We start from the raw sequence: 15867 nt of genomic DNA, 5'->3' as shown, positions 1-15867 counted from the left end.
TCATGGAACACCACTTCGCGCAACGGATCCGACGGGTCCGGCCCTCAGCCATCCGCCAGCTGCTGCAGCTCGGCGACGACCCGTCGATCACCTCGTTCGGCGGAGGCTACCCAGACCCGGGCCTGTTCCCCGTCGCGCAGCTTCGTGAGGTCTATGACCACGTCCTGCGTGAGCAGGGCCGCACCGCTCTGCAGTACACCGGCACCGCGGGCATTCCCGCCCTGCGAGCGCAGATCGCTGAGCGGATGGTCCGCGACGGGTCGACCTGCGGCGCCGACGACGTTCTGGTGCTTCAGGGCGCCCAGCAGGGCCTCGACCTGGTCGCGAAACTGTTGATCAACCCCGGCGACGCGATCGTCACGGAGAACCCCACCTTTCTGGGGGCACTCGTGGCCTTTAACCCCTACGAACCGGACTATGCCCCGGTGGCCCTCGACGAGGACGGCATGGACATGGAGTCCCTGGAACAGGTGCTGGCCGACACCCCGCGGGCGAAGTTCATCTATGCCATCCCGGATTTCCAGAACCCCACCGGCGTCACGCTGAGCACCCAGCGCCGCCATCGCCTGCTCGAACTGGCCCACGAGCACGACCTCATCGTCTTGGAAGACACCCCCTACCGGGAACTCCGCTTCGAGGGTGAACAGCTCCCGACGCTGCACTCCCTGGACACCGAGGGTCGGGTGATCCATCTGGGCAGCTTCTCCAAGACGCTCGCGCCGGGGCTGCGGATGGGGTACGCGGTGGCGCATCGAAGCATTCTGGCGAAGCTCGAGCTGCTCAAATTGGCGGCCGACACCCAGTCGTCCACGCTGAACATGACGGCCACCGCGCGGTTCCTGACCGAGTTCGACCTCGATGCCCACCTCGAGGCCGTCCGCCCGGCCTACCGGGCCAAGCGCGACGCGATGGTGGGCGCCATGGCGGAGAGCTTCCCCGCCGGGGTGCAGTTCACCCGGCCCGAGGGCGGCCTGTTCACCTGGGTGACCTTCCCGGAAGGCTTCGATGCCGCCGGGTTCATGGCCGAGCAGGTGCTGCCGAAGGCCCGGGTCGCCTACGTCCCCGGCGAGACCTTCTTCCCGACGACATCCCCTGCGACGCAGGCCTCGCACTACGCGCGGTTCAGCTACGCCAGCGTTCCGCATGAACAGATGGTCGCCGGCATTCGGCGTCTGGGGGATCTGCTGGCAGCGTCCTGAGCGGTTCCGGGCACCGAAGCGATAGGAGGGTCAGCCGGTCACGACCAGTCCCAGGTGCTGCGCCAGGGAAGGGGCCAGCTCCACCAGCTGTTCCTCGCTGATCACCGCTCCCTTCAGTCCGGCGAGCCCGACGATCCGGCTCAGCTGGGCTCCGCGCAGGTCGACATCCTTCAGCCGGGCTCCGCTGGCCTCCAGGGTGCCGATGGTGCAGTCGGAGAACCTCACCCGGGTGGCTCGGGCACCGGAGATGTCCAGCTCCGTGATGGTGCAATGTTCGAACACGACGTCCGTCAGGACCGCGTTGCGCAGATTCACCAGGTCCAGCTTGCAGCCGCGCAGCACCAGCCCGCTGATCCCGGCGTCGTAGAGCTCCGCGACGCCGAAGCGGCTGCCCTCGATCGAGACGTCCCTCCAGGTGGAGCGGGGGGCCTTCAGATGCGGCGAGCTCACCCGCTCCCAGTCCGATTCCAGCACCGAGGCTGCAGAGAGATCCGTGTCGCTCAGCGTCACGGATCGCAGCCTGGATTCGGTGAGTCTGCCGCCGGAGAGATCCATGCCGGTCAGGTCGACATCCTCCAGGAGGACCCGGTCTGCCTGACCGGTGCGCTCGAGCGTCTTCACGCTGCCCACCTCCAGGTCACGCGGTCGGGACGTGCGGAGCTTCGGGCCTTGAATCGGTCGCATCTGCCTGCCTCTCAGTCGGGCCCAGCCTAGCCCCGCGGCCGGACATGGCCCGGTGTTACAGTGCAAAGATGGATCTTCGAGTAGCTGCCTATGCCGTCATCACGGACCACGATGGGCGGATGCTGCTGCCGCACTGGCATGTCAGCGGCACCGCCAAGGGGTGGACTCTCCCCGGTGGCGGGCTGGAGCCGGGCGAGGACCCGGCCGACGGCGTCGTCCGGGAGGTCTTCGAGGAATCCGGCTATGAGGCGGAGGTCGAGCAGCTGCTGGGCATCGACAACTTCATCATCCCCGGGGACCGTCGCATCCATGAGAGCGAGCGCGGGACGCCGCTGCAGAACCTGCGCATCATCTACCGGGCGCGGGTCACCGGAGGGTCCCTGACCGTGGAGCCGGACGGGTCCACCGACGCGGTGCGCTGGTTCAGCCACGCGGAGATCGACGGGCTGCACCGGGTCTCGCTGGTCGACATCGGCCGGCGCTTCGCCGGTCTGCTGTCCGACGCCGCTCACTGATCCCCCGTCGCAGAGCCTGCGTCGCGGGTCGGCCACTCCGGTCCGCGGGCGGGCGCGTGTTCAGACCGCGGCGTCTGAGGCGTCCTTGAGTGCCTCTTTGACCTGATCGGCGCGGCGTCGCACCGCCAGCAGCTCACCGTGGCCCAGCCGCACCATCGCGGCCGCCTCGGCGGTGGTGGCCAGGTGATTGGCCGCTCGGGAGAGCGAAGAATGCAGCTTGGTGGCTCCGCCCGGCACCTGCAGGCCGTCGCTGAAGTGGCTGGTCTGCGCCCTGCGGCAGAGCTCGTAGACGGTGTCCAGCTGCTCGGCCAGCTCATCGCCGATCAGCACCAGCTGGCTGTAGATCGCGTCGTCCTTCACCCCGTCGATCACCTGGTGATACCGGTCCAGCCCGCGGACGTAGCGGTCGTGGGCCTGGCGCCAGAGTCCCTTGCCCAGCTCTTTGTCGAGGCGACGGGCGCGGCGGCGGCGGGGAAAGAGCTTCATCATGATGCGCAAAAGTCTATCGAATCGCGCCCTGACGATCCGTTGAGCGGCGGATTCCACGACTTGTCGGGCCCGGAGTCCGCGTCAGCTGCTCGCAGATTCCGCCCCTCAAGGCCAGGGTCAGACCATGGTGAGCAGGATCTTGCCGGTGTGGGTCCCCGAGTCGAAGTACTCATGGGCCGCGGCGGCCTCCTCCAGCGGGAAGGTCTTATCGGTCTGGACCCTGATCTGCCCGGATTCGATCAGCGGCCAGATCTCCTCGCCCACCGCCTGCACGATCTCGGCCTTGGCCTCAGCGTCGCGGGCGCGCAGGGTGGTCGCAATGATCAGCAGCCGCTTGGCCAGCATCAGGCCCAGGTCCAGCTCAGCGGTGCGTCCGCCCTGCAGCCCGATGATCACCAGTCGCCCGGCTGTCGCGAGCGAGCGCAGATTGGTGTCCAGGTACTTCGCGCCGACGACGTCGAAGATCACGTCCACGCCGCGTCCGTCGGTGAGCTCCTGGACCCGTGCCCCGAGGTCCTCCTCGCGGTAGTTGATCACATGGTCGGCTCCCAGTTCGACGGCGATGCTCGCCTTCTCTGCGGAGCCCACAGTGGTCAGCACCTCGGCGCCGAGTCCGTGCAGGTACTGCAGCGCGAAGGACCCGATCCCGCCGGTCCCGCCGTGGACCAGCACCGTGTCCCCCGGCCGCACCTGTGCCTCGCCGCGCAGATTCGAGTGCACGGTGGCGGCCACCTCGATCAGCCCGGCGGCGTCGGTGAGGCTGATCCCCGTCGGGACCGGGAGCACGTGGCGGGCGTCGACGACGACCTGCTCGGCGTAGCCACCCCCGGCCAGCAACGCCACGACCTCCTTGCCGATCAGCTCCTGAACCGCGAGGTCACTGCCCTGGCCTGCGGCGATGACCCGGCCGGAGACCTCCAGGCCGGGGATCTCGGAGGCGCCCTTCGGCGGCGGGTACACCCCGAGGCGCTGCATCACGTCGGCCCGGTTCAGCCCCGCGGCGGCGACCTGGATCAGCACCTGCCCGGCGGCGGGCGTGGGGTCGGCCCGCTCGGCAAGGCTGATGACCTCTGGGCCACCGGCATCGGTGTACTGCACTGCTCGCATGCTCGCGCTCCTCAACTCGATCCGCACCTGCGACTCACGTATAGTCTGTGACTGGAGTTTTCCACGAAACACCGGAGAGCTCCACGCCGGCTGAAAAGTCGAGGAGCGCTGTCCGAGCGGCCGAAGGAGCTGGTCTTGAAAACCAGTGTGCGGCAACCCCGTACCGTGGGTTCGAATCCCACGCGCTCCGCTGGATGACGTGTGGGGTCCCGCGGCCGGGACCCCACACGGCGCTCTGAAGCAGGTCATCTAGGAATCTCCCGCACCGACCACGCGGACGCCGTCGGTGAATCGGAGGTGCGGATGCGCAAGGACACGGCGGGACCAGGCCTGCTGAGCATCCTGCTCGGCGCCGTGGCCGTCGGCCCGCTGCTGCTCTACGGGCTCAGCGCGACCAGCGAAGAGATCATCACCGACCTCGGGATCAACGAGGCCCAGTTCGGCCTGCTGGCCACCATCTGCTTCGCCTGCGCGGCCGTGGGCAACGCCACCCTGGGACGACTGGCGGACCGCCACTCCGATCTCACGCTGATGACCGTGATCTTCCTGATCGCCTCCCTGGCGCTGGGCCTGGCCGGGGTGCCCGGGGGCTATCTGGTGCTGGTGATCGCCGCGGGACTCTCCGGGGTCGCCCAGTCCTTCCCCAACGGGGTCACCAACCGGATCCTGCTGGAACGGGTACCGGCGAACAAGCGCATCGGCTGGGTCGGAGTGAAGCAGTCCGGGGTCCAGGTCAGCCAGCTGATCGCCAGCCTGAGCTTCCCGCTGCTGGCCGTGCTGATCGGCTGGCGCGGCACCGCGCTGCTCGCCGCCCTGGTCCCCCTCGTGCTGCTGGTCTTCACCTGGCGCATCCTGCGCAGGGTCCCGCTGCTGCACCCGCGGCGCGACGCAGCCCCGTCGACGGAGCCGTCGAATCACCCGGCACCCGCCCGCGGTCATTCGGCCGCGGTCTGGGCGCTGGCGGCGTTCGGCTGCCTCAACGGGATCGGCGTGCAGGCGACCAACGTCTACCTGCCGCTCTTCGCGGTCCGAGAACTCGACTTCTCCCTCGTCCTCGGCGGCGCGACGGCCGCCGTCGCCGGCGTGGTCGGGGTGACCGCCCGGATCGGGTGGGCCCGGGTCATGGCCCGGGGCACCTCGGGGCCGGTGCTGCTGCTGGTCCTCGCGCTGACCGCACTGACCGGCGTCGGGGCCTTCCTCGGCGCCGACGCGACCGGCTGGCCCGCGCTGCTGTGGACCGCGGTGATGCTCCACGGCGCCTCGGCCCTGGGCGTCTCGGTGGTGCTGATGAGCGTGCTGCTGCGCAGCATCCCCTCGGCCAAGATGGCGTCCGCCTCCGGTGTGGTCACCGCCGGGATGTTCACCGGCTTCGCGATCGGACCGCTGGGCATGGGTCTGATGATCAGCTCCGGCGGGGGCTTCACGCTCGGCTGGCTGGCCGTGGGAGGGATCTACCTGCTCTCCACGCTGCTGGCGGTGATCCTGGTCAGCCGCCGTCGTCGGTCCGGGAACAGCTGAGCCGCAACATGCCGGCGGCAGGGTCCGAGCTCCCAGTACAGTGAGCCGTGAACAGACCCTAACCAGGAGGTCACCCATGACCGGCCACACTCCCCCGCAGGACGTCCAGCACGCCGCCCAGCGCGCCCTGACCTGGATCGACGAGGGCAGGGCCGGGAAGGGCTTCACCGATACCGGACGCCACCGGGCGCAGGAGCTGGCCGAGGGTGCCGAGGTTCCGCTGGAGCACATCCACAAGATGCGCCAGTACTTCGCTCGGCACACCGTGGACCGCGACGCCGAGGGCTTCCACCACGGCCAGGACGGCTACCCCAGCCCGGGCCGGGTCGCCTGGGACGCCTGGGGCGGGGACCCCGGTGAGACCTGGGCGAACCGGGCGAAGTTCGACGACGCCGACTGAGCATCCACCGCAGCAGCGAGCAGGCACCGATCATGGCATTCACCAAGGGCGACAAGGTCTCCTGGAACACCCAGCAGGGCAAGACCCACGGCACTGTGAAGAGCAAGCACACCAAGGACCTGAAACACCAGGGCCAGACGTTCCGCGCCTCCTCGGAGGACCCGGTCTACGTCGTGGAGTCCGAGAAGACCGGCGCCGAGGCGGCGCATCACGAGAAGGCGCTCGACAAGCGCTAGCCGATCAGGGCTGCTTCTGCGCGATCCGCGACGGGGATCGCACGAAGAACGCTCCGGCCACGGCGGCCAGAGACACGATCCCGGCGATCATGAACGCCGACTGCGCCCCGGAGGCCTGTGCCGCGATCTCCCCGAGCGAGCCCGACTCCTGGGCCGCGACCCGGGACATCGTGGTGATCAGCACCGCCACGCCGACGGCGCCGCCGACCTGCTGCAGGGTGTTCAGCACCGCGGAGCCGTGGGAGTACAGGGTCGGCCGCAGCGAGCTCAGCGAGGCGGAGAACAGCGGGGTGAAGGACATCGCCAGGCCGATGGACATCGCGATCTGGATGCTGGCGAGCAGCGCGACCGAGGTGTTCTCGCCGACCAGGCTGTAGGACCAGAGGCCGCCGGAGACCAGGATGGTGCCCGGGATGAGCAGCGGACGGGGGCCGCGGGCGTCATAGATGCGCCCGACGATGGGGCCGAGGATGCCCATCACCACGGAGCCGGGCAGGACGATGAGTCCGGCCTGGGTGGCCGAGAGACCGACGACGTTCTGCAGGTAGAGCGGCAGCAGCGTCAGGCTGCCGAACATCGACAGTGCCAGGATCGTCATCACCACGACCGCCATCGTGAAGTTCACCGAACGGAAGACCCGCAGGTCCAGCAGCGCCTGCTCCCGGCGCTGCAGGCGCAGCTGGCGCCACACGAACAGCGCCAGGGACACCACGGCCGCGCCGAGCATCAGCGCGATCACGCTCGTCGGGGTGTCCGCGGACTCGGTCCCGTGGGCGCTGCCCAGCTGGCTCAGCGCGAAGACCGCGCCGCCGAAGCCGAGGGCGGAGAGGATGACCGAGGCGGGATCGATGCGCCGGTACTGGGACTCCCCCAGGTTCAGCATCCACTTCGCGCCGATCAGCAGCGCGACCACCGCGATGGGCAGGATCAGTCCGAAGATCCAGCGCCAGCTCAGCGAGTCCAGGATCAGACCGGAGAGCGTGGGGCCGATCGCGGGAGCCAGCGCCATCACGATGCCGGCGCGGCCCATGATCCGACCGCGGGAGTGCTCCGGCACCACGTTCATCACCGTGGTCATCAGCAGCGGCATCATGATCGCGGTGCCCGAGGCCTGCACGATCCGACCCAGCAGCAACACCGTGAACCCGGGGGCCACAAGGCAGATCAGGGTGCCGAGGGTGAAGAGCGTCATCGCGGTCAGGTAGACGCCGCGGGTGCTGAAGCGCTGCAGGACCAGGCCGGTGATCGGGATGACCACTGCCATGGTGAGCATGAACGCGCTGGTCAGCCACTGTCCGAGCGAGGGTGCGATGCCCAGTTCGACGTTGAGCTGCGGGATCGCGATGCCCATCGTCGTCTCGTTGAGGATCGCGACGAAGGCTGAGATCAGCAGCAGCCAGATGACTCGCATTCCCCGAGGATCGATCGCTTCTGGCCGGGCTTGGGCCTCTGTGCTCACGGACACTGTTGAACTCCTTGAAAGAAAATCGCGCGAGGGACGGACGCGGTCATGCGTAACCTCACCGGAGAGACACTATATGACTATCGTGGCAGAGTCTGCCAAAACCGACAGTTAGACTGGACACATGGACGAATCACCGGCGATCGGCATACGGGAACGAGCGCGTGGCGCGCTGCGCGGAGAGCTCGCGGATGTGGCGCTTCGGCTCTTCGAGGAGCGCGGCTATGACCAGACGCCCGTGGATGACATCGCGTCCGCGGCCGGCATCTCGCCGCGCACGTTCTACCGCTACTTCGGCACCAAGGAAGAGGTCCTCTTCGGTGACCTGCCACCGACCAGCGTGGATCTGCCGGCACTGCTCGAGGACCACCTCCTGCGGGCGGGTCCCTGGGAAGCGCTGCATCAGACGCTGCGCCACGTCGCCGAGAACATCGGCACCCAGCGCGGCCGCTGGTCGCGGCTGCTGCGAGTGGTCAACACCAGCGACACGCTGCGCGCCGGGCATCTGGAGCAGCAGATGAACCTGGCTCAGTCCCTGATCCCCACACTGGTCCCCGCGGTGGAAGGCCCTGCGGGCTGGAGCGACCTGCGCGCCCGAGTGCTGGTGCACGCCGCGCTGACCTGCTTCGACACCGCGTTCTCACACTGGGCCGAGCGCGACGGCGACATCGAGATGCTCGAGGCCCTGGACATCGCGTTCACGACGTTCTCGACTCTCGACTCCGTACAGGCCTGAATTCCGGGCTGCCCGAGTACAGGACCACCGGCCCCCGAAGCCTGCCTGGAGTGTTCAGCTCTGGCAGGACGGGCAGAAGTAGATCACCCGGTCCGCCACGGCGGCCTTGCGCAGCTCCGGCTCGCCGAGCTCGCTCTTGCGCAGCCGGGTGCCGCAGCGCATACAGGGCTTGCCGCCGCGCCCGTAGACCCAGTACGGCGGACCTGCCGTGGGGTTGGCGGTGGTGCATCGGCGGATCCGCAGCCGGTTCACGGTGAGCAGCTTCTCGCTGAGGTCGATCACGCGCGCCAGATTGGCCACCTCCGCCACCGGTCTGGTGGGCAGGATGCCCGCCAGGAAGCAGATCTCGCTGCGGAAGACGTTGCCGACGCCGGCGAGGTTGCGCTGGTCGAGCAGCGCGACGCCGATGCTGCGCTGGGGTGCAGAGAGCAGTCGCCGGGTCGCCTCGGCTGGGTCCCAGTCGGGGCCCAGCAGGTCGGGGCCGAGATGTCCGAGCCGCTCCTGCTCCTCCGCCGGGGAGTAGATGTTCAGCTCCCCCAGCAAGAAGCCCACGGCTTCCTGGTCCTGGGTGCGGAGCACGCAGCGGGCGGTATGGGCCGGGCGTCGCCACTGCGGCCTTCCGCCCTGGGCATCCCGGGGGTAGACGTGCCAGGTGCCTTCCATCTTCAGGTGGGAATGCACCGTGAGGTCACCGAACTGCATCAGCAGGTGTTTGCCGCGGGCGATCACCTGCTGAACGGTCCGGCCGGAGAGATCCACCGTGGCATAGCTGGGCACCCGGAAGTCGCTGGCGGTCAGCACCTTCCCGCCGAGGGCGGCATGCAGCACGGCCGCCTGCCGGAACACGGTATCTCCCTCGGGCACGTCAGGTCTCCGTCAGTGGTTCGGGAGGTCCGAAATCAGGTCTGGTTCTTGAAGACCACGAGGAACTTACGGGCTTCCTCTTTGGTCAGCGGCGAGTGCGCAGACAGCAGCTCCGCCGCCTGGTCCACACGATCATCGCGCAGCAGCGCGTAGAGCTGATCGTGGACCCAGGGCTCCAGGTCGTCGTGGGAGAGGGTGATCTTCTCCTCGCCGCGCTGGACCTCGAGGTGGAAGCCTGCCATCTCTTCCTCTTCGGTGTCCCAGTCCTCGGGGATGGTGAGCTCGTCGTCGGGGTTGAACCCGGACTCTGCCATCAGACGAGCGGCGCGGGCGTCCACGTCATGGGGAGCGTCCGGGTCGCGGCGGGGCTTGTCGCCGCCGGGGATGTCCGGGATCTGCTCGGAGTTCTCCCCGATGATCTCCCCGGTCTGCGGGTCGGCCTCGCCGAGGGGCTTGGACGGATCCCGGTCCGGGGCGTCGCGGTCAGAGTCATGACGGTCCGCGGAGCCGGCGTCGTCGCGGACCCCGTCGATGACGTCTTCGACCAACTCGCCGTCGAGCACCTCGTCCCGAGATCCAGGGCGATCGTCGGTGTCGATCGGGCTGGCGACCGCTCCGTCGTCGTCGGAGCCGCCCAGCTCGTCCTCGGCGCGCAGCTCCGAGGGGGCCTGCTGGGGGTAGGCATGGAGCGCCTGGACCGCGATGATGCAGTCCTTGATCGGCGCACCGGTGGACTGCTTGAAGATGGCCAGCGCCCGCCGGCCGTCCTCCGCGCCGATGGCGCGGTAGAGCTCGCGGTGCTGCTCGTCGGAGAGGGCCAGCGCAGCCTTTCGCGCGTTCTCCGGCGTCACCGCCACCTTGATGCCGTCGTTGAGCTTCTGGGCCTGCCGCTGCATCAGCATGCGAATACCCAGGAACAACATGACACCGACTGCGAGCACTACCAGAATTTCCACACTGCCAGTCTACGTTGGTTCTCCTGGGCGCGAGCTAGATGAACCCTGCTCACGTACGATAATCCCGTGACTATTGATCTTTCAGCCTCTTTCAAGGCATACGACGTCCGCGGACTTGTGGACGAGACCATCACCGAAGAGTCGGTGCGCGCCGTGGGCGCCGCATTCGTCGACGTGCTCGGCCTCGCCGGGCAGACCGTCCTGGTCGGTGGTGACATGCGGGCATCCTCCGCAGACTTCACCGCGGCCTTCACCCAGGGGGCCACCTCTCGCGGAGCGAACGTGACCCAGCTGGGTCTGGTCTCCACCGACATGCTCTACTTCGCCTCCGGGACCATGGAGGCCCCAGGCGTGGTCTTCACCGCCAGCCACAACCCGGCGCAGTACAACGGGATGAAGATGTCCAAGGCCGGCGCCGTGCCGCTCTCGGCCGAGACCGGGCTGGAAGACATCCGCGACGCCGCGCAGGCCTACCTCGACGCCGAGGAGATCCCCGCAGTCGAAGAGCCTGGATCAGTGGAGCTGATCAACATACTGGCCCAGTACTCCGAATACCTGCGCTCCCTGGTGGACCTCTCCGGGATCAAGCCGCTGAAGGTCGTGGTCGACGCCGCCAACGGCATGTCCGGGCTGACCACCGGTGCGGTGCTCGGTGACGACCTCCTGTCCGCCCTGCCGCTGGAGATCACCCCCTTGTTCTTCGAGCTCGACGGCAGCTTCCCCAACCACCCGGCCAACCCGCTGGAGTCGGAGAACCTCCGCGACCTGCAGGCCAGGGTGCGTGAGACCGGCGCGGACATCGGTCTGGCGTTCGACGGCGACGCGGATCGCTGCTTCGTGATCGACGAACTCGGCGAGCCCGTCTCCCCCTCCGCGGTGACCGCCCTGGTGGCCCGCCGTGAGATCACCCGGGCCCAGGCCGAGGGCGAAGAGACCCCCGTGGTCATCCACAACCTGATCACCTCCCGTGCGGTCCCCGAGGTCGTGGAGCAGGCCGGCGGCCGGGCCGTGGAGACCCGCGTGGGTCACTCCTACATGAAGGCCGTCATGGCCGAGGAGCAGGCGATCTTCGGCGGCGAGCACTCCGCGCACTACTACTTCCGCGAGTTCTTCAACGCCGACACCGGCATGCTCGCCGCGATGCATGTGCTCGCGTCACTGGGCAACCAGGGCCTGCCGCTGAGCGAGCTGGCCGCCGAGTTCAACCCCTACGCGGCCTCCGGGGAGATCAACTCCGAGGTCGAGGACAAGGCCGGAGCCGCCGAGCGCGTCGAGGCCGCCTTCGCTGACCGCGACGCCGAGATCTCCCACATGGACGGTCTCACCGTCCGCGCCACGGACGGCACCTGGTGGTTCAACCTGCGTCCGTCCAACACCGAGCCGTTCCTGCGGTTCAACGGTGAGGCGCACAGCCGGGAGAAGATGGAATCCGTGCGCGACGAGGTCCTCGGACTGGTCACGCAGGGCTGACCTTGCAATGCTGATCAGGCAAGCCTGATCGTCTGATCGACAGCGGGGCCCGGCACCTGGTGCCGGGCCCCGCGTCGTCGGATCACGCTCAGCTGCGGGTGGAGCGCTTGAGCAGCCACAGCAGGTACGGCGGGCCGAGCACCGCCACGACCAGTCCGGCCGGCAGCTGGTCCGGCGCGATCACGGTGCGCCCGAAGGTGTCCGAGACCGAGACCAGCACCGCGCCCAGCAGCGCGGCGACGGGCAGGAACCAGCGGTGCTCCCGGCCGACCAGCATCCGCGCCATATGCGGAGCGGCCAGACCGACGAAGCTGATCACCCCGACGCCCACCACCGCCACCGCGGAGAGCAGCACCCCGATGATCAGCGCGGTGGCGCGCACCCCGGAGAGCCGCACCCCGAGGATCCTCGGCGTCATGTCATCGATGCTGATCAGGTCCAGTTCCCGGCGCAGGAAGATCAGCACCGGGATGGAGAGCAGCAGCATCAGCAGGATCGGGGTGAGGTCGCTCCAGGTGGTGCCGAAGGTGGAGCCGCCCAGGAACGAGATGGCCATCGCCTGGTTATAGGGGTTCGTGGAGGAGATCAGCAGCTGGGTGATCGCCTGCGCGGCGGTCATGACGCCGATCCCGACCAGCACCACCTTCTCGGGAGAGCTCCCCCGCGACCCGGCGAGCAGGAACACCACGAGTCCGGCGAGCACCGCACCCACGGCGGCTCCGGCGGACATCGTCCAGGCCGAGGTGTTGAACAGGATCAGCGCGATCACCGCTCCTGCGCCCCCGGAGGCGGCCACCCCGAGGATTCCGGGGTCCGCGAGCGGGTTGCGGGTCACGGTCTGCACCAGCGCGCCGGCGATCGCCAGCACCGCTCCGGCCAGCACCGCCGCGGCGACGCGGGGGCTGCGGAAGTCCAGGGTGATCTCGATGGCGCGCGCGGCCTCGCCGGAGAGCCAGAGCTGGAGGTCGCCCAGGCGCAGCCACCAGTCCCCCAGCAGCATGCCGACCCCGGCGAGCAGCATCAGCAGCACCGCCGCGGCGATGGTCAGCGTCACCCTGCGGCTCAGCGTGATCCCATGCGGCAGCGGCATCGCGGAGATCTCCTGGTTGCCTCCGGCGCTGCGCATCCGCAGCGCGAGCACCACGAGGAACACCGCGCCGACCAGGGAGGTGACCACTCCTGTCGGGATGGCCACGGCCAGGTTCGGTCCGGCCACCGCGAAGACCAGGGCGCGGACCGCGACGTCGGCGCCGATCACGATCAGCGCGCCGAGCAGCGCGGAGGCGCTCAGCGCCCAGGTGAAGCGGCCCAGCCGGGTGATCCGGGAGCTGAGCAGGCGCACGATCGCCGGTGCACACAGGCCCACGAAGCCCAGCGGACCCACCATGGTCACCGCGGCCGCCGAGAGCGCGACGGCGCAGATCAGCAGGCCGGCACGCAGGAACGCCACGTTGACGCCCATGGACTGGGCGGTGTCTGCGCCCAGCGACAGCACATCGGTGCTGCGGGCGAGCAGGACCAGGCCGATGGTCGCGGCGATGACCACCGGCAGCAGCGGCAGCAGCCCGGAGAGCCCGGCGAGGTTCAGCGTGCCGGCGCCCCAGAGGAAGAGCCCCTGGGTGGACTGGGCGTAGAGCATCAGCAGCGCCGCGGTCACCGAGGCCAGACCCATGGCCACCACGGTGCCGGCGAGCACCAGCCGGATCGGAGCGTGTTCGGAGAACCCGGCGAGCAGCAGCACGACGCCGGCCGCCACCCCTCCGCCGAGGAAGGCCAGTGCCGCGGAGCTCAGCAGCGGCAGCGAAATCCCGAAGGCGGCGGCTGCGGTGAGCGCCAGGTGCGCACCCGCGTTGACCGCCAGGGTGTCCGGGGAGGCCAGCGGGTTGCGCGTCATCGCCTGCAGCGCACACCCGGCAATGCCGAGCGCCGCCCCGACCACGAGCCCGCCCACCAGCCGCGGGAGCCGCGAATCGAGCGCGAGCGCCCGCAGCTGGGAGGCGGACTCGCCGTCGTCGGAGCTGAAGAGTGCCGCCAGCAGGTCCCCCGGCGAGGTCGCTGAGGTGCCCTGGGTCAGGTGGACCACCGAGAGCAGCCCCAGCAGCACGCCGGCGATGACCAGGGCGCCCAGGGCGGTGGCGCGCGCCTTCGCCGGGAACCCCGCCGAGCCCGCGGAGACGGACGTCGGCGCCCCAGCGGCACTCAACAGGTCAGTCACTACTGGCCGGCAGTCTCGGCTGCGGTCTCGGCGAGGTAGTCGATCCACTGACCGGCCGAGGCCGGGCCGCCGTAGATCCAGATCTCTTCCACCGGGTGGGTGGCCTCATTCTCGACGAAGCCCAGCGAGTTCCAGACGGAGTTGTCCTCGAGCGTGGAGAAGGGATCCTCGGGCTCGGTCTCGGCGGTCCACCAGTACATGATCGTGTCGTCCTCGAGCGCGGTCAGGCCCTCGATGTCGGACTGGCTGATCGCGAAGGCCTCATCACCCGCGTCCTCCCAGGCCGATTCCAGTCCGATCTCCTCGCCCAGGGTCTGCGCGAGGGCGCCCGGGCCGTGCATCCGGAAGGTGGCGGTGTTGCCCTCCACGGTCGGGTAGACCAGCACGAACGGGGTGCCGGCGATTCCGGCCTCCTCGATGGTCGCGGCGCCGGCGTCGCGGGTCTCCTCGAACTCGGCCCAGACCTCGTCGGCGCGGTCCTCGGCGCCGAGCAGCTCTGCGGTCATCCGGAAGTTGTCCTCCATGTTGCCCAGCGGATCCGAGGCGTCGGCTCCGGGCTGCAGCACCACCGGGGCGATCTCCTCGAGATCTTCCAGCAGGCCTTCCGGGACGGAGACGTCCACGCCGAGGATCAGGTCCGGATCGGCCTGACCGATGGCCTCCAGGCTCGGCTCGGTGCGCAGCCCGACGTCGGTGGTGTCCTCGTCCAGCGGAGCCGCGGAGTTCCACATTCCATAGCCCTCCAGGTCAGCGACGCCGACCTGGTTCCCGCCGAGGATCTCGACGTTCTCCGTCTGCGCCCACTCCAGGGTGACCACGCGTTCTGCCGGGGCATCGAGGGTGATCTCTTCGCCGCGATAGTCGGTCACGGTGACCGGCCCGGACTCGGCGGCGGCCGCATCCTCCTCGGTGTCTTCAACATCGGTGGTGCCACAGGCGGTCAGCGCCATCAGGACGACGGCGGCGGCCGCAGACGTCCTGCCAAGGCGGGGAGAGAGGTTCATAGTGGGAAGAGTTCCTTTCGGTAAGGGTCAAACAGGTCGAAAACGGGGTGAAAACTGCGGGCCGGGCAGGGCTGAAGAAGGCAGGCGAAGGCCTGCGGGTGACCAGCGTGGGTGCGTCCTGACCGGACTGGGTGCACTCAGCAGCTAGGCGGAGAGCAGCACCGGTTCTGCCAGCTCTTCGGCGCGGGCGGCCGAGCGGCGCCCGGACCGCTGGGCCCGGACGGCGAGTCCGCCGAAGGGCAGCGGGGCCACCTGGATGTTCACGCCGAAGGTGGCGCTGAGCCGTTCGGCGGTCATCACCTCAGCCGGGGTTCCGGCGGCGGTGATCCGTCCTTCGGAGACCAGGATGACCCGGTCAGCGATATCGGCGGCCTGCTCCAGGTCATGGAGCACCACCCCGATGGTCAGTCCGTGGGTGTCGGCGAGGTCTCGGATCAGGTCGAGCAGGCTCATCTGGTGCTTGAGGTCCAGGAAGGTGGTGGGCTCGTCCAGCAGCAGGACATCGGTCTCCTGGGCCAGGCAGGTGGCGAGCCAGACGCGCTGGAGCTGTCCGCCGGAGAGTTCCGCAACGGGACGATGACGCAATTCCTCGAGTCCGGTCAGCGAGATGGCGCGTTCGACCGCTTTCGCGCACGCTTCGTCGGTGCGGCTGAAGCGCTTCCGGTGCGGATGCCGACCAAGCTCGACCACTTCGGTCACGGTCAGTCCCCCGGGTGTCGGGCGCTGCTGGGCGAGGATGGTCAGCCGCTTGGCGAAGGCCCGTGGTGAGAGCGCCGCACTGTCAGCACCGTCCAGGGTCACGCGTCCCGTGGTGTGGGCGAGTCGGCAGATGCCGCGCAGCAACGTGGATTTGCCGCTGCCGTTGGGGCCGATCAGGGCGGTGACCCCGCCGGGGAGCAGCTCGACGTCGGCCTCGTGGACCACCGGGGCGGCTCCGTAGGAGACCGAGACTGACTCTGTCCGCAGCGTGGCGGGCGTTCGTTTGATTGGCACATCTGCATGTTAGCAAATT

The 15867-nt window shown here is 69.0% G+C and carries 16 protein-coding genes and 1 tRNA gene; 8 read left to right on the top strand and 9 right to left on the bottom strand.

Annotated features, from left to right (window positions below):
- The first annotated feature begins 2 nt into the window (after window positions 1-2).
- Entirely contained in the window at window positions 3-1199 is a 1197-nt protein-coding gene (locus BCL67_RS02900) for an aminotransferase-like domain-containing protein (protein WP_106121964.1), read from the top strand.
- Window positions 1200-1229: 30 nt separating this feature from the next.
- Here the strand turns inward: BCL67_RS02900 and BCL67_RS02895 are convergent, their stop codons facing one another.
- Entirely contained in the window at window positions 1230-1820 is a 591-nt protein-coding gene (locus BCL67_RS02895) for a pentapeptide repeat-containing protein (RefSeq protein ID WP_181255864.1), read from the bottom strand.
- 131 nt (window positions 1821-1951) lie between these two features.
- Here BCL67_RS02895 and BCL67_RS02890 point away from each other — a divergent pair, with 131 nt between their 5' ends.
- A complete protein-coding gene (locus BCL67_RS02890; protein WP_106121962.1) occupies window positions 1952-2398 on the top strand; it encodes an NUDIX hydrolase in 447 nt (148 codons plus the stop codon).
- A 60-nt stretch (window positions 2399-2458) separates the two neighbouring features.
- Here the strand turns inward: BCL67_RS02890 and BCL67_RS02885 are convergent, their stop codons facing one another.
- Both BCL67_RS02885 and BCL67_RS02880 read right to left on the bottom strand, forming a co-directional pair.
- The gene (locus BCL67_RS02885) at window positions 2459-2887 is read right to left on the bottom strand and encodes a hypothetical protein (protein ID WP_308737944.1); all 429 of its coding nucleotides are present in this window, start codon (window positions 2885-2887) and stop codon (window positions 2459-2461) included.
- Between the two features lie 117 nt (window positions 2888-3004).
- Window positions 3005-3994 carry an NAD(P)H-quinone oxidoreductase gene (locus tag BCL67_RS02880; protein ID WP_106121961.1) on the bottom strand — a complete coding sequence of 330 codons (990 nt, stop codon included), beginning with the start codon at window positions 3992-3994 and terminating at the stop codon, window positions 3005-3007.
- A 102-nt stretch (window positions 3995-4096) separates the two neighbouring features.
- Here BCL67_RS02880 and BCL67_RS02875 point away from each other — a divergent pair.
- The 4 genes from BCL67_RS02875 (at window position 4097) to BCL67_RS02860 (ending at window position 6148) form a co-directional block, all read left to right on the top strand.
- Window positions 4097-4184: transfer RNA gene (locus tag BCL67_RS02875), tRNA-Ser, on the top strand.
- Window positions 4185-4297: 113 nt separating this feature from the next.
- Window positions 4298-5512: an MFS transporter gene (locus BCL67_RS02870; protein ID WP_106122129.1), complete on the top strand. Its 1215-nt coding sequence runs from the start codon at window positions 4298-4300 to the stop codon at window positions 5510-5512.
- Window positions 5513-5588: 76 nt separating this feature from the next.
- Entirely contained in the window at window positions 5589-5912 is a 324-nt protein-coding gene (locus BCL67_RS02865) for a hypothetical protein (RefSeq protein ID WP_106121960.1), read from the top strand.
- Between the two features lie 32 nt (window positions 5913-5944).
- Window positions 5945-6148, top strand: coding sequence for a hypervirulence associated TUDOR domain-containing protein (locus BCL67_RS02860; RefSeq protein ID WP_106121959.1), 204 nt, complete (start codon window positions 5945-5947; stop codon window positions 6146-6148).
- A gap of 4 nt (window positions 6149-6152) precedes the next feature.
- Here the strand turns inward: BCL67_RS02860 and BCL67_RS02855 are convergent, their stop codons facing one another.
- A complete protein-coding gene (locus tag BCL67_RS02855) occupies window positions 6153-7559 on the bottom strand; it encodes an MDR family MFS transporter (RefSeq protein WP_106121958.1) in 1407 nt (468 codons plus the stop codon).
- A gap of 175 nt (window positions 7560-7734) precedes the next feature.
- Between BCL67_RS02855 and BCL67_RS02850 the strand changes: the two genes are divergently transcribed.
- The gene (locus tag BCL67_RS02850; protein ID WP_106121957.1) at window positions 7735-8346 is read left to right on the top strand and encodes a TetR/AcrR family transcriptional regulator; all 612 of its coding nucleotides are present in this window, start codon (window positions 7735-7737) and stop codon (window positions 8344-8346) included.
- Between the two features lie 54 nt (window positions 8347-8400).
- Here BCL67_RS02850 and BCL67_RS02845 read toward each other — a convergent pair whose 3' ends face one another.
- Window positions 8401-9210 carry a DNA-formamidopyrimidine glycosylase family protein gene (locus BCL67_RS02845; protein ID WP_106121956.1) on the bottom strand — a complete coding sequence of 270 codons (810 nt, stop codon included), beginning with the start codon at window positions 9208-9210 and terminating at the stop codon, window positions 8401-8403.
- A 35-nt stretch (window positions 9211-9245) separates the two neighbouring features.
- A complete protein-coding gene (locus BCL67_RS02840) occupies window positions 9246-10166 on the bottom strand; it encodes a hypothetical protein (RefSeq protein ID WP_146131061.1) in 921 nt (306 codons plus the stop codon).
- Window positions 10167-10232: 66 nt separating this feature from the next.
- On the opposite strand from BCL67_RS02840, the gene BCL67_RS02835 reads away from it, so the two are divergent.
- A complete protein-coding gene (locus tag BCL67_RS02835) occupies window positions 10233-11636 on the top strand; it encodes a phosphomannomutase/phosphoglucomutase (RefSeq protein ID WP_106121954.1) in 1404 nt (467 codons plus the stop codon).
- Window positions 11637-11724: 88 nt separating this feature from the next.
- Here the strand turns inward: BCL67_RS02835 and BCL67_RS02830 are convergent, their stop codons facing one another.
- From BCL67_RS02830 to BCL67_RS02820, 3 genes are all read right to left on the bottom strand, one after another.
- Window positions 11725-13839 (bottom strand): iron ABC transporter permease, encoded by a 2115-nt coding sequence (locus BCL67_RS02830; RefSeq protein ID WP_106121953.1) that lies wholly within the window; start codon window positions 13837-13839, stop codon window positions 11725-11727.
- 11 nt (window positions 13840-13850) lie between these two features.
- Entirely contained in the window at window positions 13851-14855 is a 1005-nt protein-coding gene (locus BCL67_RS02825; RefSeq protein WP_106121952.1) for an ABC transporter substrate-binding protein, read from the bottom strand.
- 144 nt (window positions 14856-14999) lie between these two features.
- The gene (locus tag BCL67_RS02820; protein ID WP_258174707.1) at window positions 15000-15848 is read right to left on the bottom strand and encodes an ABC transporter ATP-binding protein; all 849 of its coding nucleotides are present in this window, start codon (window positions 15846-15848) and stop codon (window positions 15000-15002) included.
- Window positions 15849-15867 lie beyond the last annotated feature (19 nt).

Source organism: Nesterenkonia sandarakina (assembly GCF_003003175.1).
Lineage (GTDB): Bacteria > Actinomycetota > Actinomycetes > Actinomycetales > Micrococcaceae > Nesterenkonia > Nesterenkonia sandarakina_A.
Note: the sequence above shows the minus strand (reverse complement) of the source record. Positions and strands in the feature narration are given on the sequence as shown.

Bases quoted from the DNA above. Each gene is read 5' to 3' on its own strand.
- BCL67_RS02900 (WP_106121964.1), top strand. From the start codon at position 3: ATGGAACACCACTTCGCGCAACGGATCCGACGGGTCCGGCCCTCAGCC.
- BCL67_RS02860 (WP_106121959.1), top strand. From the start codon at position 5,945: ATGGCATTCACCAAGGGCGACAAGGTCTCCTGGAACACCCAGCAGGGC.
- BCL67_RS02865 (WP_106121960.1), top strand. From the start codon at position 5,589: ATGACCGGCCACACTCCCCCGCAGGACGTCCAGCACGCCGCCCAGCGC.
- BCL67_RS02870 (WP_106122129.1), top strand. From the start codon at position 4,298: ATGCGCAAGGACACGGCGGGACCAGGCCTGCTGAGCATCCTGCTCGGC.
- BCL67_RS02855 (WP_106121958.1), bottom strand. From the start codon at position 7,559: ATGCGAGTCATCTGGCTGCTGCTGATCTCAGCCTTCGTCGCGATCCTC.
- BCL67_RS02890 (WP_106121962.1), top strand. From the start codon at position 1,952: ATGGATCTTCGAGTAGCTGCCTATGCCGTCATCACGGACCACGATGGG.
- BCL67_RS02825 (WP_106121952.1), bottom strand. From the start codon at position 14,855: ATGAACCTCTCTCCCCGCCTTGGCAGGACGTCTGCGGCCGCCGCCGTC.
- BCL67_RS02850 (WP_106121957.1), top strand. From the start codon at position 7,735: ATGGACGAATCACCGGCGATCGGCATACGGGAACGAGCGCGTGGCGCG.
- BCL67_RS02885 (WP_308737944.1), bottom strand. From the start codon at position 2,887: ATGATGAAGCTCTTTCCCCGCCGCCGCCGCGCCCGTCGCCTCGACAAA.
- BCL67_RS02880 (WP_106121961.1), bottom strand. From the start codon at position 3,994: ATGCGAGCAGTGCAGTACACCGATGCCGGTGGCCCAGAGGTCATCAGC.